Raw genomic sequence first — 26,497 nt, 5'->3', positions numbered from 1 at the left:
AAAATACGGTTAATTATAATTATAAATGTTCAACCTTTAAAATTTTAATCATGAATTTCTTTTGAGCCTCTACTTCAACTTCATCACCTTCAACCTTTCCCATCATAGCAATTGCTAGTGGGCTTCTCATTGAAATCTTTCCTTCAAAAGGATCTGCATCATGTGAACCTGTAATCTGAACTACTTCAATTTTGTTATTTTCTTGAATTAAAAACTCTACCTTAGTATTAATTCCAATTGTTTCATCAGTTTTATGAATGCTTGAATCAAGAATAGCAGCATTATCTAAAATAGCTTCTAATTCTTTAATTCTACCTTCAACAATCCCTTGTTTTTCTCTTGCTGCATCATACTCGGCATTTTCGGATAAGTCACCTTGTGCACGAGCTTCTTTAAGAGCTTCTTGTACTGCTGGACGTTCAATATTAATTAAATGATCGTATTGTTTTTTATATTCATCAAATTTTTCTTGTGATAAAATTATTTTCTTTTCATTAATTTCACTCATAGTTGCTCCAATATAAATTAATTGTATTTATTTTACTATATTTCTATTTTTTTGCTAATAAAAAGAAATTTTGATGAAATATAGGAAACCTCATAATTAATATTCTTGGATTTTAAAGTCTGTATTATGGCATTAAGAGATCTCTTAGAATAGTTTTTTAATAACACCATAATCATTCCATTAGGATTTAAAATTGAATAATATTTTTCAAAAATTTCTTCTAGGCCATAATTAGATCTAAAAACACCTACAAAATCAAGATTTTGACCATTATATGGCAATATTTCATTAGGAAAATACTCAGGTTTTTCAAACCTTACTTGATTATACTTTTCAAAATTAAACTCTTTTAATTCATAATATATTTGATCTTTTGTTTTCAATGAAACACAAGCAAAACTAAATTCCTCATCTTTAGCGATTATTAATTTAGTTTTATAGCTATTCAAAAATATTGTATTTATAACTCCTTCAATATCATAAGGATTGATTTTGTTTTTAAAATTATTTTCAAGCTCAAAAGGAAGAATTCCCATATCATTACGAATAGATTTTAATTGTTCAATATTTTCACGTTGCGTTTTTTCAATAAACTTTTTAGTATATTTTTTAGTCCAAATGTAAATTCCAACAAAAATACTAACACCAATAAATAAAACTACAACCGCACTAATTCCTAAACTAAGTTTTCAATCCATTATTTATCCCATCTATTTTTATAGTATTCTAAATAATCTTGCAAAATAACTTGTGCTGCTATTTTGTCTTTTTTGTCCTTGCGTTTTTGCCTAGATAAACCAGCACTAATCATTACTTCATGAGCTTTTTTAGTAGAGTATTGTTCATTAACAAATAAAATTGGTAAATTAAATATTTCCTTAATTCTTTCAGTTACTTCTTCGACCATTAAAGTTGTTGAACTCTTTGAACCATCAATTTTAAGTGGATAGCCAATTACTAAACCATCAATTTTGTATTCACTTAAATATATTTTAATTTGATCATAAATTCGTTCAAAATCATTTTCAGGAAATTTTAAATTAATTAATGAACTACTAATAATTTCTTGCTCATCAGTTATAGCAAACCCACAAGAAGCAGCACCAATATCTAATGCTAGTTTTCTCATTTTAACTCATTTATGATAAAGTCGAAAATATTATTTTGTTCAATTTTTCCCATTGATAAAATAGCATTCCCTCCGCCTTTACCATTAAATTTATGATAAATTTGTTGTGCAATTAAATTTGAATTAAGATTTTTTGAAGCAACTACTAACATTGGATTAGGATTAGTGCTTGTTAAAATTATAATAACATTTGGATATTTTTCTCTTAATGTGGAAGCGATTGTTTTAATATTTTCTTTTGGTAAATCATTCTTATAATAAACCTTATGATCTTTTATGTCCAAAAATTCAATATTTTGATAATTAAATTCAAATGAACTCTCTTTTTCCTTAGTAAATTTAATAAAGTCCTTTCTAATTAATTCTAAACTGCTTTTTAAAATTTCTATACTCTTTTCCTTATCTTCTGGTAACAAATACTCAAAATTATATTCAGGATTAATTTTTTGATTACGAAGAATTAATTTTTCTAATTCTATCAATAATTTATCAATTTCTTCATCTAAATATTGATCAACCAATTCCTTTGAAGAAATAGCCCTGATTCTAAATATACCCGCTGCTTTCTTCTCAACATTTGTAATTTTAAAATTTTCTAACTTTGCAGTATGAGATAAATGGGTTCCTCCGCATAAATCTGATGTAATATCATCAAATTTAACAATTCTAACTGCTTTTGGATCCATATATTCAGCCTCTTCTAAGGTCATAATTGCGCCCATTTTTTTTGCCTCATCTGTTGTCATTATCAAATAATGTCTATAAGCATCTAAGGTAATGTATTTTCTAACTAATTGTTCAATTTCCTTTATTTGTGCATCAGTTGGTCTTGAATCAGCAGGAAAGTCAAATGTTAGACGTTCTTCATTATTATCACTTCCAAGTTGTTTAATTTGGTTACCTAACACTTTTCTTAAGGCACAAAATAGTAAGTGGGTTCCTGAATGGTTTCTTTCAAGTCCTAATCTAATTTTTGGATCAACGAAACATTCAACTTCTTGATCTTTAATAACTATTCCCTCAACTTTATGTATATGATTCCCGAATTTATCTTTAAAAACATCTAAAATAATTAATTTTTGATCATTTTGCAATATATATCCACGATCATGCTTTTGACCGCCGCTAGTAGCATAAAATGGGGTCTTATCAAGAATTAAATATGATATTCCTTTATTTGAATTAATTTCATTTTCAGTATCTAATAAATATAAAATCTTGCTTCTGTAAGTTAAATATTCATAACCAACAAATTGATCTACTTTTTGTTTTATAATCGCTAAAGAATTAATAACTTTATCCATTCCAGAAATCTTATTTCCTTTGCTTGCTTGAGCATGTTTTTCTTTTGCTTCGGTATAAGCTTGATAATCAATTTTAATATTTTTTTGCGCTAAAATTTCAGCAGTCAATTCAATTGGAAAACCATATGTTTCAAAGAGTTTAAATGCTAATCTTCCATCAAAAACTTCTTGGCCATCTTTTATATGTTCATTAAGCAATTGTCTTCCATTTTCAACAGTTTTTGAAAATGCTTCTTCTTCATCAATGATAACATTGACTATTTCATCTGTTTTATATTCATATGGCAAGGTTTCTTTTACTATTTCAACAAGTTTATGTAAAATTGGTTCTTTAATATCTAATAGCATGCAAACATACAAACTACGTCTAATAAGCCTTCTAATAATATATCCTCGACCAACATTTGAAGGTCTAGCACCATCAGCAACTGCGTTTACCACAGTTCTCATATGGTCAGCAATAATTTTAAAATTTGTATTAATCTGAGTTTGTTCTTTATCCTTAATAAAGTAATTTTCAGTTTGATATCTATATTTAGTATATTTTTCAATTTGATTGATAATTGGTAAAAATAAATCAGTATCAAAATTTGTTGGAGCATCTTGCAAAATTGAAACAATTCTTTCAAATCCAGCTCCAGTATCAATGTTTTTTTGTTTTAATTCAGTATAATTACCTTCACCATCTGAGTTAAAAGTTGAAAAAACAATGTTTCAAATTTCAATATAACGATCATTTTCAATATCATTTTTTAGAAGTTCTATTCCTCTTTTATCATATTTTGGTCCCCGATCATAAAAAATTTCTGTATTCGGTCCACAAGGTCCAGAACCTACTTCTCAAAAGTTAGTATCTTTATCACCGGGTATCATATGAGATTCATCAAATCCGTGCTTAATTCAATAGTTTTTAGTTTCTAAATCTTCCTTATAATAAGTAAAATAGAGTTTATCCTTTTCTAATTTAAGAACATCTAATAAGAACTCAGTCGCAAACTCAATAGCTTCTTTTTTAAAATAATCGCCAATTGAAAAATTTCCAAGCATTTCAAAAAATGTATGATGTCTTGCAGTAACTCCAACGTTTTCAATATCATTTGTTCTAATTACCTTTTGAGAGTTTGTTAATCTTCTTGCGGGCGGAACTTTTTTACCTGAAAAATAATCTTTCAACGTTGCAACACCACTATTAATTCACAATAATGAGGGATCATTTTGTGGAATTAAACTTTTTGATGGAACTATAAAATGTTGTTTTGTTTCGAAAAATTTTAATCATTTTTCTCTAATTAATTTTGAATTCATAATACTCCTATAAATAAGTTAATTTTTTATCATCCATATAAAGTTCATCAATCGTTGCGCCACCTATGCATTTTTCACCATCATACAAAACAATTTGTTGACCTGGTGTTACTGCACTTGAAGTTTTTGGATAATATACTTTAATTTGATTCTCATTTAAAACTTCTAATTGCACCGGAATGTCCTTTTGACGATATCTAAATTTAGCTGAAAGATTATTTTTATCATATATTTCATGATTAAAAGTATATCCAGAAGCAATTAAAGAATTTGATAATAAATATTCAGGTCTAGAGCTAGGCGCTACATATAAAATGTTTTCTTTCACATTATGTCCACATACGTAATATGGTTCAGACATCCCACCTAAATTCAAACCCTTACGCTGACCGATTGTATAATAAAATGTTCCAATATGTCTACCAACATTTTTATTTGTGGTTATGTCAATAATATTACCTTCTTGAGCCGGAATATAATTTTGTAAAAATTGTCCAAAATTTCTTTCTCCAATGAAACAGATACCTGTAGAATCTTTTTTATTAGCAGTTACTAAATTTAATTTTTGAGCAATTTCACGGATTTGTGATTTTTCTAATTCGGCTAATGGCATGATAACTTTTTTAAGCTGCTCATGTGATAATTGTGCTAAAAAATATGTTTGATCTTTATTTTGATCTTTGGCTCGATAAAGCCTGCCATCAAGGACTTTTGCATAATGCCCCATTGCGATATAATCAGCTTTTAAATTTTCAAAAGCATATTTTGCAAAAGCACTAAATTTTATGTATTTATTACATAAAATGTCTGGATTTGGGGTTCGCCCTTTTTTATATTCATTAATAAAGTCTTGAAAAACATAATCTCAATATTCATTAACAAAATCAACTCTATGAAGAGGTATTTCTAATTTTGCAGCTACTTGTTTTGCGTCATTATAATCAATTTCCTGGGTACAAACATTTGAATCAAGACTATTGTTTCCTAAAATATCATTATTTGCTAAACTGTCTCAATTTCTCATAAATAAACCAATTACTTCATATCCGGCTTTTTTTAATAAATATGCGGCAACTGAGGAATCAACACCACCTGAAATACCCACTATAACTCTTTTTCTTTTATCCATGAATACTCCTAGAAAATATCAGTAATAAAAAAATTATATTGAATTTTTTAGTTTTTTATATCAATTATGTTAAAATATATTACGTGTGGTCGCGTAGCTCAGCTGGATAGAGCACGAGCCTTCTAAGCTTGTGGTCGGAGGTTCGAATCCTCTCGTGATCGCCATTTTTTTATACTTTTTTTATAAAATCCCTTACTATTAATTTAATAAATGTTTATAATTTTATATATTAAATAAGAAAATATTAAATTATTTATATTTAAATGAGATTTTTATCTTTTTTGACCAAAAATTTATTTAAAATTATTTTATTTTTCTCAAAAAAGATAAAAATCTTAATTAAAAGTTACAAAATGAATTAAATATAAATAAGATAGCTTCTTATTTATATTTAATTTTAAAATTAAGAAAGAAGGACTTATGATTAAGATGTTTAAAATACTTCCAAAAAAGATAAAATTATACTTTTTATTTGGTGTTTTAGTCTTACTTACTAATGTGGGCTTTTCATTCTTAATTCCAATCTTTATTTCGCAATTTTTGCCTTTGCTGATTAATCAAAATACAAAATATCAAGTTCATATTTTTAAAAACATAATTTATGAATCAAACAACTTCGCAAATACATTAACTTTTTTAATCATCATTACTATAGTTCTAATTATTCTTAGTGCTATTACCTCCATTTTAAGTACTCTAGTAATTGTTTGAGCTGGTGAAAATGCTTCCAATTTCTATAGAAATACACTCTATACCAAGTATCAAAAGTTAAGTTTAAAAGATATATCTCATTATACAATTGAAAGTTTAATGACACGTATCAATGACGATGTGGGAACTTTTTGAGATTTTCTCGTTGGTGCAACAACTTCGTTAATAAAGGCTCCTTTATTTATTTTTGTTGGTCTAATTTTCGCATTTTTAACCGATGTTACTTTGACTTGAACTATTGTTGCAATAGTGCCATTATTAATTGGATTATTAATTTTTATTCTTAAAAAGGTTATGCCACATATTGTAAAAAGTAGAAAAATAGTTGATCAAAATACTAAGTCTGTTAGCGAAATAATCCTTGGTGCAAGATTTATAAAAGCTTATAACCTACAAAAACATCAATTTAATAAATTTAAAAATACAAATAAAGAATGAAGCAAAAACGGGATAACAATTTTTAATTATTTTTCATTAAGTAACCCTTTTTTCTTCTTCGCTATCAACTTAATAATTGTTTTAATTTATATTGGTGCATATAAATTATTAACTGATAATCCGAACCAAGATGTTGGACAATTAATTGCAAAAATTAATACCTTTATTGAATTTGAATTCTTCATTGGTCTTGGTGTTGGACTATTTAGTCAATTTGTAGGAACTATGTTTCGAGCAAGAGTTTCCTCAAAAAGAATTATGGAAATTTTAAATGCTAAATACGAAAATCTTAGAGTTAAAGATGGCTTATTACTTGAAAAAAATATCTCAAATTATCCAATTGAATTTAAAGATTTTTCGTTTAAATATTATAAAAATTCCGAACATTATGCTCTAGAAAATATTAATTTTTATGTCCCAAATGGTAAAACTCTTGGAATTATTGGTCCCACTGGTTCAGGTAAATCAACCATAGCTAATCTTTTAATTAACAACATGAAATATAGTACAGGTAATATAAAAATAAATAATTATGAAGTATCGAAAATAAACTCAAAAAGTTTACATCAAAATATTGGAATAATTTATCAAGATGCTTTATTATTTTCCGGTACTATAAAAAGTAATTTATTGTTTGCTAATAAAGATGCTACTGATAATGATATTTACGATGCTTTAGATACTGCCTGCGCTTCTGAATTTGTAAATAGTTTTAATGATAAACTTGAGCATAAAATAGAACAGCGCGGAAAAAATCTTTCAGGTGGGCAAAAACAACGTCTTGCAATTGCTAGAACTTTATTAGCTAATCCGAAAGTTTTAATCTTAGATGATACAACCAGCGCATTAGATAACATTACAGCTAGAAAAGTTTTATTAAACATAAAAGAGAATTATAATTGCACTACAATTATAATTTCACAAAAGATAAATTCAATTAGACATGCAGATAAAATAATAGTTTTAGATAATGGAAAAATTATTGCTTACGGAACTCATGATGAGTTATTAAATTCATGTGAATGATATCAAGATGTATATCAAAATCAATTAGAACAATAAGGAGAATTATGGAAAAGACTCAAAAATTTTCAACATGAAAAACTATTAAATTATTGTTCTCATTTACAAAAGTTTTCAAAAAAACAATATTTCTTGCATCTACATTTTCATTCATTAACACTATTGCGTACATAGTTGGTAGCTTATTAATTGGCTCAATTATTACTATATTTTTTGAGCCACTAAAGACCACATCTATAACCCAATTCCAAAGTACAAAATTTTTCATTTACTTAAGTATATTGTTACTTTGTTTTATAGTTTATGGAATTTTTAGGTATTTAGAAGTGTGTTTATTTGTTAAGGTTAGTTTTGGAACTGCTGATAATATTAGAAAAGAATTAGTAGCTAAAATTCTAAGACTAAGAATTTCATTTTATGATCAAAACAAAGCTGGTGATATAATTTCTACTCTAATGCTTGATGTGACTAATATTGCTCTATCATTAAACTTAGTATTATCATCAATAGTTAATGCACTAATAAATATTTTCATTTCAATTATTATTATGTTTTTAGTTTCTACTAAATTAACATTAATTGTAATTCCAATTTCATTAATAATGTTCATTGCTATTATTATATTAATCAAAAAATCTCAACCTTATTTCATCTATGTTCAAAATGCTTTTGGACGTTTAAATGCATTTATTGAAGAAAGTCTTTCAAACACAAAAGTTACTAATGCATTTGAACAACAAGACAAGATGCTCGAGGATTTAAAAATTATCACCAAGCAAATTAGAAACACCGCGTTTAAAAGTGATTTAATCACCAAAAGCTTTGATACTATTTTCTCAGTTATGTCCAACATTATAATTTTAATTATAACTGCTATCGCTGCATTATTTTATTTGCAAAATCAAACAACATGAGGAATAACAAATATTTTAGGTGCTTCAACTAACATATTCACGCCTGGTGTAATCATTGCATATATTGCCTTAAATTGAAATTTCTTAGGTCCCTTTCAAAATGCTTTAGGTGTGATATTTAATGCGCAAGTTGGAGTTGCTTCAACCACTAGGGTGGCTAAAATTTTAAATGAAGTTGAACCTGTTATTCCTGATCAACATATAAAAATCGCAAGAGTTATTTATGATGAAAAATTAAATTATTTTAAAGAAACAAAAGAAAATAATCCCCTAAGTTTTTTTGTTTGAAAATATTTTGATTTAGAAACTAAAAAATATAAATTTAAGTCAATTAAGGGTAATATAGAATTTAAAAATGTATATTTTAAATACAATGAAAAATCACATAAATACCAACTTAATAATGCTAGTTTTTCAGTGTTTCAAGGTCAAAAAATCGCAATTGTCGGCCCAACTGGCGCTGGAAAAACCACAATCGTTAATCTTATTACTAAGTATTACCAATACAATAAAGGAAGTATTAAAATCGATGGTTTTGAACTTAATGAAATAGACACAAATTGTCTTAGAGATATAATGACAATAGTATTGCAAGATTCATTTTTATTTAATGATACAATCATTGATAACCTAAAAATGTCTAATCCAGATGCAACATTTAATCAAATCGAGTATGCTGCACAATTGACAAAAGCTCATGATTTTATTCTTGGAATGGAAAAATCTTATCAAACTATGATAGAAAATAATGGTTCAAATCTTTCACAAGGAGAAAAGCAACTTCTTTCTTTAACAAGAGCAATTTTATCAAATAGAAATATTTTAATTCTTGATGAAGCTACATCTAATATTGATTCAAGCACAGAAAGAATTGTTCAAAAGGCAATGCTTCACTTAATGGAGTATAAAACTGCATTTATTATTGCGCATCGTTTAAGCACTATTAAAAATGCAGATTTGATTATTGTTGTTAATGATGGAAAAATTATTGAACAAGGAACTCATAATTCATTATTAGAACAAAAGGGGTTCTACTATAATTTATATAAATCTCAATTTGAAAAAATTTAACAAAAAAATAGCTAAATTAATAGCTATTTTTTTGTTAAATAATCATTAAATTATTATCTAATCTTTCCTACTAATTCAGATTTTGTTAATACCTTGTTTTTATTTTCTTCAAAAGTGAAGTCATTTTTTGTTCCTTCTTTTAAAACAATAACAACAACATCAGAAACAATTTTCTTACTTTTAAGAAGTTTTAAATCAACTTGAGCTAATTTATCACCTGCTTTAACTTTTGAACCTTTTTCAACAAAATTCTTAAATCCTTCACCATTAAGTTTAACAGTATCAATCCCAATATGAACTAATAATTCAGCACCATCTTTAGTCTTAATTCCATATGCATGTTTTGATGGAAATACCATTGATATAACACCAGAAACAGGTGAATAAACATTACCAATAATTTTTGAATTGAACTTAACAGCAAAACCATTTCCCATAATTTTTGCTGAAAATACACCATCGCTTAATTCTTCAAGATTTTTTATTTCACCGACAGCAGCGGTTTGAACTTTAATCGGTTTTTTATCAATAATTTCTTCCATTGGAGCAAAGGTTTCTTTAATTTCTTCAGATGTTTCGCTAACTTCCATTGAATTTTTCATTGATTCAGTCATTTGTGCTTGTTCCATATTTAAACTTTGCACATTTTCTCTAGAATCTTGAGCCATTTCTTGGTTCAAATTACTTTCAAGTGATTGCTCGGTTAATGATTGAGATTTCATTTCATATTTAGCAATTAATTCTCTTTGAGATTTAATCATTGCATTTAATTGTTCAGCCGCTGGACCAATAATAATTTGAACATGAGTTTCACCTTCAAATTTAATTCCATATGCACCAGCTTCTTTTAAAATTCTTTCATTAACTAGTGATAAATCTCTAACATCATATCTTAGTCTTGAAGCACAGTTATTGTATGCTGAAATATTATTTGTTCCACCTAATCCTTGAACAATCGCTAAAGCTTGATGATCAATATTTTTAAATTCACTATCTGATGATTCATTTGAAGATGAATTTAATTCTTTATTTCTATTAATATAGTCAGCTTTTGTAAATAATTTAAGATTTTGACCTCTACCTGGTGTTCCTAAATCTTTTCATTTAATCACAAAGTAGAATACAACAAAGTAAATAGGAGCATAAATTATACCTACAACAAATGTAAAGTAGAAGTTTGTTCCTTTTGCAAAAGGAATAATTCCGTATAGTAATAAGTCTAAGAATCCACCTGAAAACGCTTGTGGAATATGAACGCCTAAAATGTTTGCAAGCATAAATGATATTGCACACATTGCAGCATGGAATCCTCAAAACATATATGGAGCTAAGAATAAGAAGGTAAATTCAATCGGTTCTGTAACACCAGTTACAGCGGCTGTAAGTGCAGCAGGAAATACAGCACCAATAGCAACTTTACGATTTTCTTTTGGGGCAGCTAAAATCATAGCAAGACCAGCAGCAGGTAACCCGAAAATCATAAATGCAAATTTACCATCTGTAAATCTACCAATTTTTACTCCTGTATGAGCAACAAATTCAAATAATGGAACTTTGTAAGTTTCAATTATTCTTTTCCCTTCTTTCAAATACACAAGTTTATAATCAACAGTATCGTCAAGTTTTAATAATGATAAAGCAGCTGTAGAATCCCCTACATATTGAGATGGATCAGCATTTACCTTATTAATTAATTCTTGTAATGAACTATCAATAATTAAATAATTTACATTATATTTTGTTGCTTCTGCAGCATCTTTGATAACTGTGTAATTTTTAAGAAAATCATTAACACTTGCACTAACATTACCACCAGCATCAGAATATCATAATGGTGCATAGAAAGCATGATGTAGTCCAAATGGAACTAATGATCTTTCTAGAAAACCAAAAATAAGTGATTCAACTCCAAGAGGGGCCTTACTTAATAAGTTACCAAATAAGTTTAGTACAATCCCGATTCATGGTCAAAAAATAATAAATATAAGAGCAAGAACCGCCATTGTAGGAATTGTTACAAGTGAAACAAATCTTTTTCCACCAAAGAACGAAATGAATTGTGGTAATTGTATTGTGTGAAATCTTCTATATATTCATTGAACAATTAACCCAACCGCAATACCACCAAATACAGATGTTTGTAGCGATGTCACACCTAATGTAGAACCAACTACTTGTTTTAATGATTCTGGACTTCTTCCACCAGCTTTAAATAAAATAGTATAACCTACAAGTTCTTTATTTAAAACTTTTAAGTCTTTAACATTATTAGCAGCGTCTTTAAGTTTTTCAATCGAACTACTATCAGCATCTTTTAAGCTATAAGTATACTCAGGTCATATAAAAACTGATTGAACTGATGCAAAGACCAAATATCCAATAACAGTTGCAAAAACCGCAACACCAGCTTCATCAGTAAATGCTATAACAAAAGCTACAGCAAATAATAATGGTAATGAAGCAAAAACAGGTTCACCTAGTGCTTTAATAAGATCACCGAATAATACAAGACCAAAGTTAGAATTGTCAATACCAGCAATAGCAGCACCAACACCTAAAAACATTCCAGCAATAGACATAACTGAAATCGGTAGCAAGAATGCACCAGAAATCTTTGAGAGAGTTCGTCTTAATCTACCAGAGTCGCTGTTATTAAGTTTTTTCTCTTTGTTCCCTTTAAAAAACTTTAAAAATTTTTCTGTTTTTATTGAAAACATATTCTTCCTTTCATTTTTTTAACATATATATTAAGTTTAATAAATTAATATAATTTTATAAACATAATTATATGTATGTAAATTATAACAAGTAATTAACAATATAAATTCATAAAACTTTTTTTTTTTTTTTTAGGAAAACAAAAAATTTTTAAACTTTTAGCACTATATATAAGTATTAGAAATTTCAGAATTTTACCTATAATTAAGTCAAAAACAATAATAATTTGTTTATTTAATCAAAATTTTTAAAAACTTATTTTGTCTAGTATAAATTTCAATTTTTAAAAAAATTTATTAATTTTCTTAAAAATTCAAAAACTTATTTGCCTAAAAACTAGTATTTTTAGTCATTAATTGATAATTAAAGATATGTTATTTTGTCTACATCAAATAATAATAAATATTCATTAAAAAACTAAAACTATACATATATTAAATAATTCTTGCTCATAAAAAACATTTAATTTATGAAATAAAAATGAAATAATAACCATAATAATCAAAAATTATTTCAAAAATATATAAAGAAAAGTAAATTATTATAAAATAATAACATACACAAATATTAATATATTAGGAGAACTATGAAACTAAAAAAACACTTACTTGCATTAGCAGGAATGAGTTCAATTATACTTCCAGTTATTGCTGTTTCATGTGGTAATACAAGCAATAAAAGTGCGGGAGTAAACTCATACATTAAAAAAGCAGAAAGAGTTTCAAAAATAACTTTAAATCCTCAATTAGTGGAAAATGCTAAAACTAAAAAACTTAACTTTACATTAGTTACTGATGCTGGCCATGTAACTGATAAATCATTTAACCAATCAGCTTGAGAAGCATTATTAGCAATTTATGATCAAGTTGAAAATAAAAAAGATTTTTCATTTAAGTCAATAGAACCAGCTAAGAATAGTTATCAAAATGCATATAGAGCCGCAATTGATGAGGGCACTAATGTTTTAATTTTGCCTGGATTTACTCACATTGAGACAATTTCGGATTTTATTAAAAATAATAAAAAAGAATTGGAAGAAAAAAATATTCTTATAATTGGTATTGATTTTGATCTAAACTATGAAAAAATTCCAGAAGGATATAAAAACTTTGTAAGTTTATTATTCGATGTAAATCAAGCTTCATGACAACTTGGCTATGCAATGGCTGGTTACTTTGCTGAAAAATATCCAAATGATCAAGAAAAAAGAAGCGCAACATCATTCGGTGGAGCTCCAATTCCTTCTGTAACTGATTTTATTTCTGGGTGATTAAAAGGTATTATTAAATACAATGAAGAAAATACAAGTAAAAAATTCAAACATAAGGGAAAACTATCATTAAATGCGCATTTTGAACCTTCACAACAAAAAACAGATATTCTTAATGCTATAAATGCTGACTCAACAGTAATTTATCCGGTTGCTGGTCCTGCTACTGGTGGAGTTTTAGAAGAATATGAAAAGAATCAAGAAAAATATAAAGATAGATTAATTGTAGGAGTTGATGTTAATCAAGCACTAGCGTTTGAAGCAAGCAGAGGTAAATTCTTAACCTCAGTTGAAAAGAAAATAGCACAATCTGTTTACGACGTCATTCTTGGATTCGGCTTTGAAAATAATGAAGAAAAAGCTAAATTACAAAAACTTGATACAAATAAAGACAAAACAACTAAAAAGACACATTCACTTGTTGGTGGGCATGCAGATGGATGAGTCGGATTATCTTCTTCTACATTAACAAATGAACAAGATAGAGCATTAATGAACAAACACATTAATGATGCAAAAACAAAATTTGAAGGTCTTTCAGAAGAAGATAAAAAATTAATCTCAGCTAAAAAAGTTGATAAAAATTCTTCAGAACTTTCGGTTGATAAGTTAGTTGAAGAATTAGTTAAAAAAGTTTCTTAATAAAATTTGAATAAAAAACCGCTTTAATCTGTTTTTTATACTCATATAAAATGAAAAAATTGAAAGGAGGCAATTTGAAAAAAGAAAATGCAATTGAATTCCTTAATATTTCAAAATATTTTGGCGCAATAAAGGCGAATCAAAACATTAGCTTTGAAGTACAAAAAGGGACCATTCATGCTTTAATTGGTGAAAATGGTGCTGGAAAAAGTACTTTAATGTCAATTTTATTTGGTTTATATGAGCCAGATGATGGAGTTATTAAAATTAATGATAAAGAAGTTGTGATTAAGGGTCCTAATGATGCAAATCATCTTGGTATTGGTATGGTTCACCAACACTTTAAGTTAGTGGATGTTTATACTAACCTCGAAAACATTGTATTAGGGTCAGAAGAATATAACAAAACAACTAGAGTAATTAATTATGAACCTGCTATTAAGAAGATTAAAACAATTCAAAATAAATTTAACCTTCATTTTGATTTAAATAAAAAAACAGGTACAGAAACTGTTGCTACTCAGCAAAAAGTTGAAATAATGAAAATGTTATATCGGGATTCAGATATTTTAATTTTTGATGAGCCAACAGCTGTTCTTACAGACCAAGAAATAACCGGCTTACTTGAAACGTTCAAAACATTTAAAAAGCAAGGCAAAACAATTTTATTCATTTCTCATAAACTAGCAGAAATAAAAGAAGTAGCTGATAATGCAACCGTTTTACGCCATGGTGTTGTGACAGGTAACTTTGTTGTTAAAGATGTTTCAATTCATGAAATGGCAAACAAAATGGTTGGTGGAGATGTTGAAAATGCTAGAAATATATATTCAGATACATCAAGAAATCAAGTTATCCTTGACATTCAAAACGTTTCCACTTCTGGAAGTAAGCCACTTAAAAATGTTTCATTACAAATAAAAAGTGGTGAAATTTTGGCTATCGCTGGAGTTGAAGGAAATGGACAAACTGATCTTGAATATGTGTTAAGTGGTATGAAAAAACCAACCTCAGGTTCGATTAAACTAACTAAAACAGATTTAATTAGAGAAAAAATAACTAAAATTAATAAAGAAAACAAAACTAAAACAATCGCTAAATCAATATGTTCTATTTTACTATTTATAATTGCAACAACTCTTATGGTTCTTAATCCTAATGCACCAGATATAAATGCAATTTACAAAATAATGGGTGCCTTCTTATACTTTGGTTTTTTAATATTAGGTACAAATATTATTTCAAACCAGTTTAAAGCAAGACATAATCTTGATAATACGCTTTTAGAAGGAACATCAAGTAAAACAAAACAATTGTTTTTAATGATCAAGGTGTATACAATATCAATATTAATGCTTATCATTATCCTTAATGTTGTAGGTTTAATAACAAATAACATTACTATAATAACACCTATAATGATGTTTTTAATGATAATTAATTCTGTATTAGTTGGTTGATTTTTAGTTTTCATTTATGTTTCGATCAAAAAAGTTAAGTTATTATCAAAATGTAATTTAATTATTCATATCATTTTTAGCACACTTGTTACTAGTTTTTATGCAGCTGCATTTATTCTTAGTTCAATTTTAGGATTAGCAACTCGTTTTGGTTTAGCTCAATTATTTGATTATACAATTTTCTATGTGATAATTTTATGCCTACTACTAGCAATCTTAACATTTCTAATTTGATACTTTATTATTAATGAAAAAAAATTCAAATTTGATAATGAGTCAAATAAAAATCATATTGAATTAGAAAATCTTTCAGTTTATGAAATTTCAAAATTAGGATTCTCATTCATTCCAAGCGATAGACATAAACATGGATTAATCTTAGATTACAACATTAAATATAACACTGTAATTCGTAGGTTATGAGATACAAGGTATGTAAAATTTGGAATATTCAGAGATAAAAATATTCAAAAAGATAATGAAAAAATCATTCAACTTTATGATGTTCGTGGAGCCAGAAATGGTTATTCACAATCACGCCAACTTTCTGGTGGTAACCAACAAAAATTTATTGTTGGACGTGAAATGAATTCTCCACATGATTTTATCTTAATTGTTCAACCTACTCGTGGTCTTGATGTTGGAGCAATTCATAACATTCATGAACAGATTCTCAAAGAAAAGCAAAACGGAAAGGCTATCTTACTTATTTCATATGAATTAGATGAAGTTTTAGCCCTTGCAGATAAAATTGCAGTTATTAACACCGGCGAAATATTAACAGTAAAAGATGCAAAAGATCTTACCAGAACAGAAATTGGAGTTTATATGGCTCATAAAAATAAAAATGAGAAAGGAGGAAAGTAATGAAAAGTATTGATAATCAATATTCTAATAATTCTTTTATTAATATCACAGAAAAAGCTAGACGTTTCTTTATGTTTGAAGATAAGCAAAATTCTAGAAGAAAAATTTTCGCATCATTTTGGGCTGTTTTCTTTGGATTATTAATTGCTTCGATTATTTATTGAATTATCGGAAGCACTGGAAAAGATGCTCAAGATACTAACATATTTACATTTTTAGAATATATATTAGAAATCGCTACTAGGCCAGGTAATAGAATTGATTTTCTTCTTTTCTTTATTTTCTTTGCTTTTTCAGGTTTAGCAATATCCATCGGATTTAAATCAGGGTTATTTAATATTGGGGTATCTGGGCAAATGTCTTTCCCTGTTATTATATTCTTTACAATATTAATTATTTTTAGATTAGATACTTCTAATATATCATTACAATTCTTAATTGGAATGTTCTTTATATTTATTATTCTTGGAATGTTCATCGGTATGATATCAGGAATTTTAAAAGCATTTTTTAATGTACACGAAGTTATTTCAACAATCTTTTTAAACTGGATTATTGCTTTTTTAGGAAGATATTTATTCACATTATCAAATAAAGTTTTTGGAAATGATCCAAAAGTAAGAAGTTATTTTGATGATATTAGTGGTACAAAGCTTATTAATGTTTCAATAGACACACAATACATCTTTATTTATATTGGAATTGCTTTATTAGCTGTTTTAGTATTCTTAATCTGATTTATTTATAGCAAAACAGCATTAGGATACAAAATTAAAATGGTAGGTTTAAATAAGACTAATGCTAAATATGTTGGGGTTAATGAAAAATTATTAATTATTACTATTATGAGCATTTCAGGTGCATTATCTGGGATTGCAGGATTCTTTTTAATTATCCTTAAAAATAAGACCTATGAGGCAAAAGGAGTTCCGATCGCAATTGGATTTGAAGCTATCGCTATTGCTTTAATCGCTTTAAATAGCCCAATTGGAGTAGTTTTAACATCCATTATATATTCATTTATAAATACTTCACAAATTGGTTTTTCATTAAAAGATGGTTCAGAAAGAATTACAACCGACTTCTTCCCAATCATCACTGGTATTATCATTTTTATGTCTGCTTTAGCAATAATTTTCTATAAATTTAGGTTAATGAGAACAATGATTAAATACAGTTATCTTATGACAAACAAAACTTACTGATGTAATTTTAAAACCTATCATATTAGTAAGTTTAAATACATCTTACCTCAAAGATTCAAATTAATTAGTTTTTGATTTAATCATTTATCTCTTTACTGAAGCTTTAAAAAAGATAAAAAAATATATGAAGATAAAGTTTATGAACAAATAAAAAATTCAAAAGATCTTTCAGATGATCAACTGCTTGAACTATATTCATCTTTATCACAACAAAAATATGACTTTAATAAAATTAAACAAGAAAAAGGTTTAAATATTTATTATGATGAGAAGAATAAATATAAAACACAAGTTAAAAATAGAAAACGTAATTTTGCTATTTTAAAAGAAACATTATTCCTTGATTTTAATAAAAAGGTTTTAACTAAATATAAAACTATATTTAAAATAAAAGAACCTATCATAGAAGGAGAAAAATAATGGAATTAGTTATTGGATATGCTATATTTTTCTTCTGCATCTTAATGTTAGGAACAATTTCTGGAATTTTCTCTGAAAGAGCTGGAATAGTAAACATTGCTATTAATGGGTTTATGATCTTTGGAGCCACTATATATGCAATTTCTAGTGTAATATTCACTGACTTTTTAAAGATAACAAGTATGTGATCACAAATAGCGCTCACTGTTATCACAGTACTTGGAACAATGTTATTTGGTTTGTTATTCGGTTTAGCTACTGTAAAACTTAAATCTGACCAAACAATTTCTGGATTTGCTATTAATATTTTAGCCTTAGGTGTTGTATCAGTTGTGGTTTTATACATCACAAGTCGTCATCAAGGAGGCGGAACTACAATTGATTCAATTTTAAAAAGACGCGAATTAGCTTGATCATCAGAAGTTGGATCATTTAAAAATATCATTTCTTTAAAAACATTTTTAGTAATAATCATCGCTTTTGGTTCTTGATTTGCCTTAAGAAAAACTAGATGAGGATTAAGATTTAGATCAGTTGGTGAAAATCCACAAGCCGCTGATGTAGCTGGTATTAATGTAAATAGAGTAAAATGACAAGCTTTGCTTATTGCAAGTGCTGTTGCTGGAATTGCTGGTAGTTTCTTTGCACAAAATGAAGTTACCATTTTTGCTAATACAAAAGATATCAAAGGGTTTGGATTTATTGCATTAGCTATTATGATAACCTCAAGATGAAGAATTTCATTAAGTGTTGTTATTTCTTTATTCTTTTCATTCTTATTATCATTCTCAGAATATGGATTAAATGTCTTAGGAAATGAATTAGCACTTTACAAAGACTTATTAACTATCTTACCTTACTTAGTAACACTTATTATTATGGTCGCTTCTAGTCGAAATTCCGCTGGGCCAGCTGCGGCCGGTATTCCTTATGATAAGTCCAAAAGATAAAACAAAAACCACTAAAGTGGTTTTTGTTTTATCTTTTATTGTTTAGATTTAATATCTAAATAAAGTTCATCCAATTGTTCCTCACCAACACTTGACGGAGCACCTGTAAAAATGTCTTCATTTTTTGAATTTTTAGGAAATGCAATAACATCACGTATTGTAGTGTGACCTGCTAAAAGCATAATTATTCTATCTATCCCTAATCCAATACCACAGTGAGGCGGAACTCCATATTCAAAGGCCTTTAAAAAGAAACTGAATTTGCTTTTCTGTGCATTTTTATCTAATCCAATTAGATCAAAAACATATTCTTGTGTTTTTGCATCAAAAATTCTTGCAGAACCTGAACCTAATTCAAAACCATTCATTACTAAATCATAACTCTTTGCTTTAATTTTTGATTTATCTAATTTTTGAACTTCATCTAATGAATGATCAAATTGAGTAAATGGATGATGTGCTGCTGCTCAAGTGTTTGACTCTTCATCATATTCAAACATCGGGAACTTGGTTACTCATTTAAAATCAAATGATTCTTTTGCCCAATGATATCATGAATTAAGTTCAACTCTTATCGCCCCAAGAGCTTGGGATGCTTTATCATATTTATTTGCAGTTATAAAGTATGAACCATCAGCCTTATCTTCATAGGTTTTTACCAATAAATTCACTTCATTCAACACTTTTGAAGCAAAATTAGAATGCACAATTTCATTATTTTCAACTACAAAGTAAAATAAAGCATTTACTCCATTTTTCTTAGCTATTTCTTCTAAAATCTTAAATTCTTTTTTAGTTATTTTTTCATTTATTTTCAATAATCTTTTTGATGGAGCATTTTTAATTATATTAAACTCAGTATTATTACAAAAGTTATTAATATCAACAATTATATTTTGATATCTAAAATCTGGTTTATCTGTTCCATATTTTGAAATACATTCATCATATTCAATTCGCTCAAAAGGAATTTTAATATCAATATTTAAGACTTTTTTCATCACATGTTGAAACATTTTTTCAATATATGTTTGAAGTACTTCAACATCATTAAAACTAATTTCAACATCTAATTGAGTAAATTCAGGTTGTCGATCTTTTCTTGAGTCTTCATCACGAAAACATCTAGCAATTTGGAAATATTTTTCAAAGCCAGAAATCATTAACAATTGCTTAAATAATTGTGGACTTTGCGGGAGTGCATAAAAACTATTTTCTTTTCTAGTAGGTACTAAAAAATCTCTTGCTCCTTCTGGAGTTGCTTTTGATAAAATAGGAGTTTCTATTTCTAAAAAATTCTCATTTTGCAAAAATTCCCTTATTGCAAAAATAACTTTATTTCTTAATGCAATAGTTTTTTGCATTATCGGTCTTCTTAAATCTAAAAAACGATTTTGAAGTCTTAATTCTTCTTTAACATCAATATCATCTCTAATTTGAAATGGCAGTTCATTCACCGCTTGCGATAACACTTTATACTCTTTTACCAAAATTTCTATCTCACCAGTAGCGATATCTCTATTAATATCTTTTCTTAAAACAACTTCTCCATATACTTCCAAGACAGACTCTTTTGTAAATGTAATTGGTGAATTAAATACTAATTGTGTTATTCCAAATTTATCTCTTAAATCAACAAAATTTAATTCACCAAATTTTCTTTTATTTTGCACTCAACCATAAAGTCTAACCATTTTACCTAAGTCAGAAGGTCTTAACTCATTATTGTTTATATTTTTATTCATCTTCATCACCTTCTATCAAATCATATAATTCTTCTTCATTTATTCGATCCAGTTCCTCACATTCAAGGAAAAATTCAAATAAAGTTCTCAATCCTTCCTCGTTTTTAGCAAAGTATATTTTTTCATTAGTTATAAGATTTTTAGCAAAAAATAGGTCTTTATATTTAACATCATCACTAATCATTATTTTAGCTTGATATTTTTTAGCTCTTTCATATGCTTTATTTGATTTTATAACATCATATTCAAAATATAAATCAATACCGCTTATATCTATTAATGGTGTATAGAACTTTTTAAATAAAATATTGACATTTTCTTCATTCATTGTTGAAGCAATATAAATATCAAAACTATTTACAGAATGCTCAAAAAAATCTTTTTCAAATATCTCTAAACTTGTCAAATAATCAACCAAACGATCAATTCCTAAACCAAAACCAACACTTGATAAATTAGGACCGCCTAAATCACTTATTAAGTTTGAATATCTTCCCCCACCAATAATTGTTGATTGAGAACTTTTATTATTTGTATCATAAACAAATTCAAAAACAATTTCATCATAATAATCAAGACCTCTAACTAAATCATTTGAGACTATAAAAGGAATACCCAAATCATCTAAAGAGTTTTGTACATTATTAAAATATGTTTTTGATTCTTCAGATAAATAATCAGAAATTTTAGGGGCATTCTTCATAAAATCAAGTTTGGAATCAACTTTATCATCCAAAATTCTTAAAACTTTCCCTGAATCTAATCTTTCTTTCGAAATATCAGATAACTGATCTTTAAAAGGAAGTAAATATTTTTTTAAATCTTCTTGGTATTTTGCTCTAGAAGCTTCATCACCAATTGAGTTTATTTTCAAAATATATGGTAATTCTAATTCTAATAATATAGTGGCTCCTAAATAAATAGCTTCAACATCTTTAAGATAATTTTTTTCTCCAACAATCTCAATACCTGCCTGATAAAACTGACGATAACGTCCCTTTTGTGGTTGTTCATAACGAAACATAGGGCCATAATAATAAAATTTTTGATTCGGCAAGCTAAATCACTTATTTTCAACATAAGCTCTAATAAATGAAGCAGTGCCTTCTGGTCTTAAAACTAAATTTCTATTTGCTTTATCAGAAAATTCAAACATTTCTTTTTTTACAATTTCTGATTGCTCAGAGCTTCTTTTAAAAAGTTCAAGAGGTTCAATTATTGGGGTTTCTATTTCTAAAAAACCTGATTTTCTTACTTTATCTACAAAAATACTTGTAACTACATTTCTCATAAATAATTCAACAGGCGAATAATCTTTAGTTCCTTTTACTTTTTTAAACATAGCACTCCTTTTAGGTCAATTAGGCCAATAAACATTAACAAAATTTTATCACATTTTCAATTTAGTGCTCTTAAATTAGAATAAATATAAGTTAAAATATTATTTTATTTTTTTACAAATTCCCGTCTTAAAACACTACATATCACATATAAAAAAATTTAATAAGATATAAAAATAAATGTCAATATTATGATAAAATAAATAAGCAATATTTATTTAATTGCAGAAAGTAGAATCACTTCTCACCTGATGGTCATAGCCTTGGGTTTTGCTACAATTAAATACATCAATTTTGATGTCTTTTTTGGTAGGTAAGTGAGCGACAACTTTTATAGTTATTTAAGGAGAAATTATTATTCAATCAGATAAAAGAAAAAAGCCAGCTTCTGAGCATTATGTTAATAACAATATTCCATATCAAAAGTTATTTTTACTTGACTCAAATGGTGAAAAACTTGGTGTTAAATCAAAATCAGAAGCACTTGAATTGGCTATAAGTCAAAAAATGGATCTTGTTTTAATAAGTGTAGATCCAAAGCCTATTGCTAGAATTCTAGATTATGGAAAATTTAAATACGATAGAAAGAAAAAGCAAAAAGAAATTAAAGAAAAACAAACAAATATTCAAAATAGAGAAATTCGTTTAACTCCTTTAATTGGTGAAAATGACTTGCTTACTAAAAGTAAAAAATCGCGTGAATTTTTACTTAAAGGAGATCGTATTAAAGTTTCTGTAAAATTAAGAGGACGTGAAATAGGAAGAAAAGACTTAGGAATAACAGTTTTGGAGCGTTTTTATGCAACACTTAGTGATATTGCAGATAAATCAACTGAACCTAAACTGGTTAATGAACGTTTTTTAGATATGAATCTCCAACCAAATAAAAACAAAATCGCTAAATACTTAAAAGAAAAGAAACTCACAGAAAACGATTCAGAATAATTATTAAAAAGTTTTTAAAAGTTTCTTATAGGAGAATAATATGCCAAAAATGAAAACCAAAAGTGCTTTAAAAAAACGTATTAAAGTTACAGGAACTGGTAAGATTTTAAGGGAACAAGCTTACCGTTCTCACTTAGCACAAAATAAAACAACTAAACAAAAACGTCATGCACGTAAAGCTGTATTAATGTCAAAAAGCGACCTTAAAAGATTTAAAGCTTTAATCTAATCTTGCTACTTTTAAGTTTCAAGATATTAATTTATATAAAATAGAAAGGAAATTAAATATGGCAAGAGTTAAAGGTGGAACAGTTACAAGAGCAAGACGTAAAAAATGATTAAAATTAGCTAAAGGTTACTTCGGACACAAATCAATTGGTTATAAAGTAGCTAAACAAGCAGTTGTTAAATCATGAACATATGCTTTCAGAGATAGAAAACAAGTAAAAAGAAATTACCGTAAATTATGAATTTCACGTATTAATGCAGCCACAAGAGCTGAGGGATTGAGTTATTCAAAATTTATTAATGGCCTTAAAAAAGTTAATGTTACAATTAACCGTAAAATGCTATCTGAATTAGCTATACATGAGCCAAAAACATTTTCTATGTTAATAGAATTAGCTAAAAAAGCTTAATTCACAATTATGTATGAAAATAAGCAGATCATATCCTGCTTATTTTTTATGTTCTTTTACAATCTTATCAAGCTTTCTTAACCAATGATTTGCACCGCTTTTTGAAACGATTGTATTACTTTGTTGAATTTGCATTCTAACTAGATCATTCAAAGACAATCATGGATTTTCTATTTTTAATCTAAAAAACATTAATTGATCATCATTAAAATAATCCATCAAGTTATTTTCAAAAATATAATTAATATTATCAATATGTTTTATAGAACTATTGGCAATTTTTTGTAAATTGGAAAAATCGATATTATTAATTCGATTCAAAACATTTTCTTTATCTCTAACGATTTTTAAGTTTTGTAACTCGAACCAAGATTTTTTAGCACCTATAGCTGATAAAAAATCTAAAAGTTCATCAATTTTCTTAATATACAAAACATATCTTTGTTGTTTTTTGATAATATGAAAACTAAACTCATAAGAATTTAATTTTTTTTGTATTAAATAAGATTTTTCTTGTGATAAACTAGAAATTTCTAAATGATATGATGTTGACTCTTTATTTGAAATGCTCCCAGAACCTAAAAAAACACCAGCAAAAAAAAATGTTAAATATTCATTATCGGCTATTTTTTCATTAAAGTCAAATGTTTTTTTAGGTATTAAAATTTTATATTTCCATTTTTGATCAGAAATAAAATTTAAATTTAACTTTTGCAACTTTGCAATTATTTTAGACTTAATATATTCATTTTTAATATTTAGTTCATAAAACTCATCGCCTTCAGATGCATTGGAAAAAACGAGTCCTTTTATTAAATAAAAGTTCTCAAGGGGTTTTTTAGCATTTATTAATACTTCTTTTTTTATCTTTGATGAAAAAGATAAACTTTTACTTCTTATCATTACAAAGTAATTTTATTAAAAATTATAAATACTCAAAACATAAAAGTAAATAGACTAAAATTTTTGATTAAATTAAACAATCAAAATATCTAAATTATGAAATTTAAATCAATACTTGCTTTATATAGTTATATGCATAATTAAGTTTTATCAAATATTTTAAAGACGTTTAATACAAATTAACAATCTTAAAAACTCATTTTTGTATTCTATTACTTTTTCTCCAAAAAAAAAAAAAAAAAAAGCAAAAACTTGGTCGCTTTATCAAAAATGAAATAAAAGTTTTTTATAATTTTCTCCATAAAATAAAAAAGATTTCAAAAATGTTTTTGCTATACAATTAAGATAGTAAAAATATCTGAAATAGTGAAAATTAAAAAATAAAAATAAAGTGGTAGAGTATACAAATATAATATTTAATCCTTAGCGTTAAATCGTGTTTTTTTGTATGAAGTTTATGAGCGCTAAGAAAAACCTTAAGCAGATTCAAAGACTAAAAAATATATCTTAAAATAATTATTTTGGTATCTTTACTCTTTTATTTCTTTTCATACATCACTATTTTTAAATAAAAACAATAAAAAAGGAAGGCAAATTTGTGAAACTAAAAAAACTATGAATACCTATGGCACTAGGAGTAAGCCCCATCATAGGCATTAGTACTATTGCGATGAATACTACTACTAAAACTACTGATGATCTAAATACTACATTGAAAAAATCAAATAGTTATTATCTTACCTCTTATGAAATCCTATTAAAGAAGCATAAAGAAAGTATTCTTAAAGGACTTGATGAAATCTTACTAGAACAAGCGGGAAAAGAAAATTTCGAAAAAACAAAACCCTTAATGGGATATCGTTTATATTTAGATACTTTATTTAAAGTGATGGATCAATATGTAGCAAAATTTAAAAATAATGAGGCTTTTGAATTAAAAAATGCAACATTACTAACTTCATATTTTGATACTATTAATAATCTTTTAAATGAATTCCAAAGATTATTGGTAAATAAGAACTTATTCAAAGTTCAAGGCGGATTAAATGATAGAATATATAATCTATCAGACTTCTTAAAATCATCTGGGGACTTTGAGAAGCAATATGAGAATTTAAAATATGAAGATGAAGTAACTTATAAAGACCCTATCGTTAATAAGGAACTCAAATATCCGGCATTAGACTATTTAAACCTAGTTGGGATCAATGCTATTAATAAATTTATTAAAGCATACATTGATCATTCAACTGAAATTATCCAAAAATATGATCAAGCCGAACAAGACAAAGGAAATAAACCTAAAAATGATACTAAATTAGCAGATGAACTCAACGTCTTAAAACAAAGCTTAGAAAAAAATAAACAAGAATTAGATAAAGTCAAAAGTGAACATCAAAAATCTTTAAAAGAATTAAAGGAAGTTGAAGTACAAAACTCCTTTAACGAAAAATTAAGACTTACCTTTTTAATATTATTTTTAGGAACCTTAGCATTATTCATTATTACAACAAGTATCTTAATTAACAAAAATAAAAAACGTAACAAAAATTAATTTCAAAATAACTAAAATAATTTCTAGTTCATATACCAAAGAATTCAAAATAAAAAATACAATATTTTAAAATAGAAAAGTATTCAGGGAAAATCTGGATACTTTTCTATTTTATAAAACTTTTTTTATATAAAAACATTTTCGTAAATTATTAGTAAATTCATATTTGTTTAAATACTTAAAAAATGAAAACACATTTTTAAGTATTTAAAAATACAAAATACATAAGTAATTATTTTAAAGAATAATTTTAACTTTTAACACCTTATTATAGATAAGTAAGTTAAGTTTTACATTTTACTGCATT

19 protein-coding genes and 1 tRNA gene are annotated in these 26,497 nt (G+C 26.7%); 11 read left to right on the top strand and 9 right to left on the bottom strand.

What is annotated here, in order from left to right; all coding sequences use genetic code 4:
• Positions 1 to 19: 19 nt before the first annotated feature.
• The 5 genes from greA to mnmA are packed head-to-tail and all read right to left on the bottom strand — an operon-like array spanning position 20 to position 5,375.
• Positions 20 to 508: a transcription elongation factor GreA gene (gene greA / locus EXC48_RS01040; RefSeq protein WP_129720459.1), complete on the bottom strand. Its 489-nt coding sequence runs from the start codon at positions 506 to 508 to the stop codon at positions 20 to 22.
• Positions 509 to 543: 35 nt separating this feature from the next.
• Positions 544 to 1,206, bottom strand: a complete 663-nt coding sequence (locus EXC48_RS01035; RefSeq protein ID WP_129720458.1) for a BC85_0335 family putative methyltransferase — start codon at positions 1,204 to 1,206, stop codon at positions 544 to 546.
• On the bottom strand, positions 1,206 to 1,637 hold the full coding sequence (ruvX, locus tag EXC48_RS01030) for a Holliday junction resolvase RuvX (protein WP_129720457.1): 432 nt from the start codon (positions 1,635 to 1,637) through the stop codon (positions 1,206 to 1,208). The genes EXC48_RS01035 and ruvX overlap by 1 nt, the downstream gene beginning before the upstream one ends.
• On the bottom strand, positions 1,625 to 4,246 hold the full coding sequence (gene alaS / locus EXC48_RS01025; protein ID WP_129720456.1) for an alanine--tRNA ligase: 2,622 nt from the start codon (positions 4,244 to 4,246) through the stop codon (positions 1,625 to 1,627). The genes ruvX and alaS overlap by 13 nt, the downstream gene beginning before the upstream one ends.
• 7 nt (positions 4,247 to 4,253) lie before the next feature.
• Entirely contained in the window at positions 4,254 to 5,375 is a 1,122-nt protein-coding gene (mnmA, locus tag EXC48_RS01020) for a tRNA 2-thiouridine(34) synthase MnmA (RefSeq protein WP_129720455.1), read from the bottom strand.
• 87 nt (positions 5,376 to 5,462) lie between these two features.
• On the opposite strand from mnmA, the gene EXC48_RS01015 reads away from it, so the two are divergent.
• The 3 genes from EXC48_RS01015 to EXC48_RS01005 all read left to right on the top strand — a co-directional run bounded on the left by EXC48_RS01015 (position 5,463) and on the right by EXC48_RS01005 (position 9,532).
• Positions 5,463 to 5,539 (top strand) — tRNA-Arg (locus EXC48_RS01015).
• A gap of 256 nt (positions 5,540 to 5,795) precedes the next feature.
• The gene (locus EXC48_RS01010; protein WP_129720454.1) at positions 5,796 to 7,586 is read left to right on the top strand and encodes an ABC transporter ATP-binding protein; all 1,791 of its coding nucleotides are present in this window, start codon (positions 5,796 to 5,798) and stop codon (positions 7,584 to 7,586) included.
• Positions 7,587 to 7,594: 8 nt separating this feature from the next.
• The gene (locus EXC48_RS01005; RefSeq protein ID WP_129720453.1) at positions 7,595 to 9,532 is read left to right on the top strand and encodes an ABC transporter ATP-binding protein; all 1,938 of its coding nucleotides are present in this window, start codon (positions 7,595 to 7,597) and stop codon (positions 9,530 to 9,532) included.
• Between the two features lie 53 nt (positions 9,533 to 9,585).
• Here the strand turns inward: EXC48_RS01005 and EXC48_RS01000 are convergent, their stop codons facing one another.
• The gene (locus EXC48_RS01000) at positions 9,586 to 12,249 is read right to left on the bottom strand and encodes a PTS sugar transporter subunit IIABC (RefSeq protein ID WP_129720452.1); all 2,664 of its coding nucleotides are present in this window, start codon (positions 12,247 to 12,249) and stop codon (positions 9,586 to 9,588) included.
• A 587-nt stretch (positions 12,250 to 12,836) separates the two neighbouring features.
• Here EXC48_RS01000 and EXC48_RS00995 point away from each other — a divergent pair.
• From EXC48_RS00995 to EXC48_RS00980, 4 genes are all read left to right on the top strand, one after another.
• Positions 12,837 to 14,162: a BMP family ABC transporter substrate-binding protein gene (locus tag EXC48_RS00995; protein ID WP_129720451.1), complete on the top strand. Its 1,326-nt coding sequence runs from the start codon at positions 12,837 to 12,839 to the stop codon at positions 14,160 to 14,162.
• A 74-nt stretch (positions 14,163 to 14,236) separates the two neighbouring features.
• On the top strand, positions 14,237 to 16,489 hold the full coding sequence (locus EXC48_RS00990) for an ATP-binding cassette domain-containing protein (RefSeq protein ID WP_129720450.1): 2,253 nt from the start codon (positions 14,237 to 14,239) through the stop codon (positions 16,487 to 16,489).
• Positions 16,489 to 18,114, top strand: coding sequence for an ABC transporter permease (locus EXC48_RS00985; RefSeq protein ID WP_129720449.1), 1,626 nt, complete (start codon positions 16,489 to 16,491; stop codon positions 18,112 to 18,114). Before EXC48_RS00990 ends, EXC48_RS00985 begins: the two co-directional genes overlap by 1 nt.
• Positions 18,114 to 19,064, top strand: coding sequence for an ABC transporter permease (locus tag EXC48_RS00980; protein WP_015286991.1), 951 nt, complete (start codon positions 18,114 to 18,116; stop codon positions 19,062 to 19,064). Before EXC48_RS00985 ends, EXC48_RS00980 begins: the two co-directional genes overlap by 1 nt.
• A gap of 35 nt (positions 19,065 to 19,099) precedes the next feature.
• Here EXC48_RS00980 and aspS read toward each other — a convergent pair whose 3' ends face one another.
• Positions 19,100 to 20,809 carry an aspartate--tRNA ligase gene (gene aspS, locus EXC48_RS00975; RefSeq protein WP_129720448.1) on the bottom strand — a complete coding sequence of 570 codons (1,710 nt, stop codon included), beginning with the start codon at positions 20,807 to 20,809 and terminating at the stop codon, positions 19,100 to 19,102.
• The gene (gene hisS, locus EXC48_RS00970) at positions 20,802 to 22,151 is read right to left on the bottom strand and encodes a histidine--tRNA ligase (RefSeq protein WP_129720447.1); all 1,350 of its coding nucleotides are present in this window, start codon (positions 22,149 to 22,151) and stop codon (positions 20,802 to 20,804) included. The genes aspS and hisS overlap by 8 nt, the downstream gene beginning before the upstream one ends.
• A gap of 355 nt (positions 22,152 to 22,506) precedes the next feature.
• Between hisS and infC the strand changes: the two genes are divergently transcribed.
• The 3 genes from infC to rplT are packed head-to-tail and all read left to right on the top strand — an operon-like array spanning position 22,507 to position 23,732.
• The gene (infC, locus tag EXC48_RS00965) at positions 22,507 to 23,094 is read left to right on the top strand and encodes a translation initiation factor IF-3 (RefSeq protein WP_083867796.1); all 588 of its coding nucleotides are present in this window, start codon (positions 22,507 to 22,509) and stop codon (positions 23,092 to 23,094) included.
• Positions 23,095 to 23,134: 40 nt separating this feature from the next.
• Positions 23,135 to 23,323, top strand: a complete 189-nt coding sequence (rpmI, locus tag EXC48_RS00960; protein ID WP_015286987.1) for a 50S ribosomal protein L35 — start codon at positions 23,135 to 23,137, stop codon at positions 23,321 to 23,323.
• Between the two features lie 58 nt (positions 23,324 to 23,381).
• Entirely contained in the window at positions 23,382 to 23,732 is a 351-nt protein-coding gene (gene rplT / locus EXC48_RS00955) for a 50S ribosomal protein L20 (RefSeq protein WP_015286986.1), read from the top strand.
• 39 nt (positions 23,733 to 23,771) lie between these two features.
• On the opposite strand, the gene whiA is transcribed toward rplT, so the two are convergent.
• Positions 23,772 to 24,635 (bottom strand): DNA-binding protein WhiA, encoded by an 864-nt coding sequence (whiA, locus tag EXC48_RS00950; protein ID WP_129720446.1) that lies wholly within the window; start codon positions 24,633 to 24,635, stop codon positions 23,772 to 23,774.
• Positions 24,636 to 25,233: 598 nt separating this feature from the next.
• Between whiA and EXC48_RS00945 the strand changes: the two genes are divergently transcribed.
• Complete coding sequence (locus tag EXC48_RS00945) at positions 25,234 to 26,190, top strand: coiled-coil domain-containing protein (protein ID WP_129720445.1); 957 nt, start codon at positions 25,234 to 25,236, stop codon at positions 26,188 to 26,190.
• The last annotated feature ends 307 nt before the right edge of the window (positions 26,191 to 26,497 follow it).

The sequence above is a fragment of the Mycoplasmopsis cynos genome (assembly GCF_900660545.1).
Classification (GTDB): Bacteria; Bacillota_I; Bacilli_A; order Mycoplasmatales; family Metamycoplasmataceae; genus Mycoplasmopsis; species Mycoplasmopsis cynos.
This window is presented reverse-complemented; position numbering and strand designations above follow the sequence as displayed.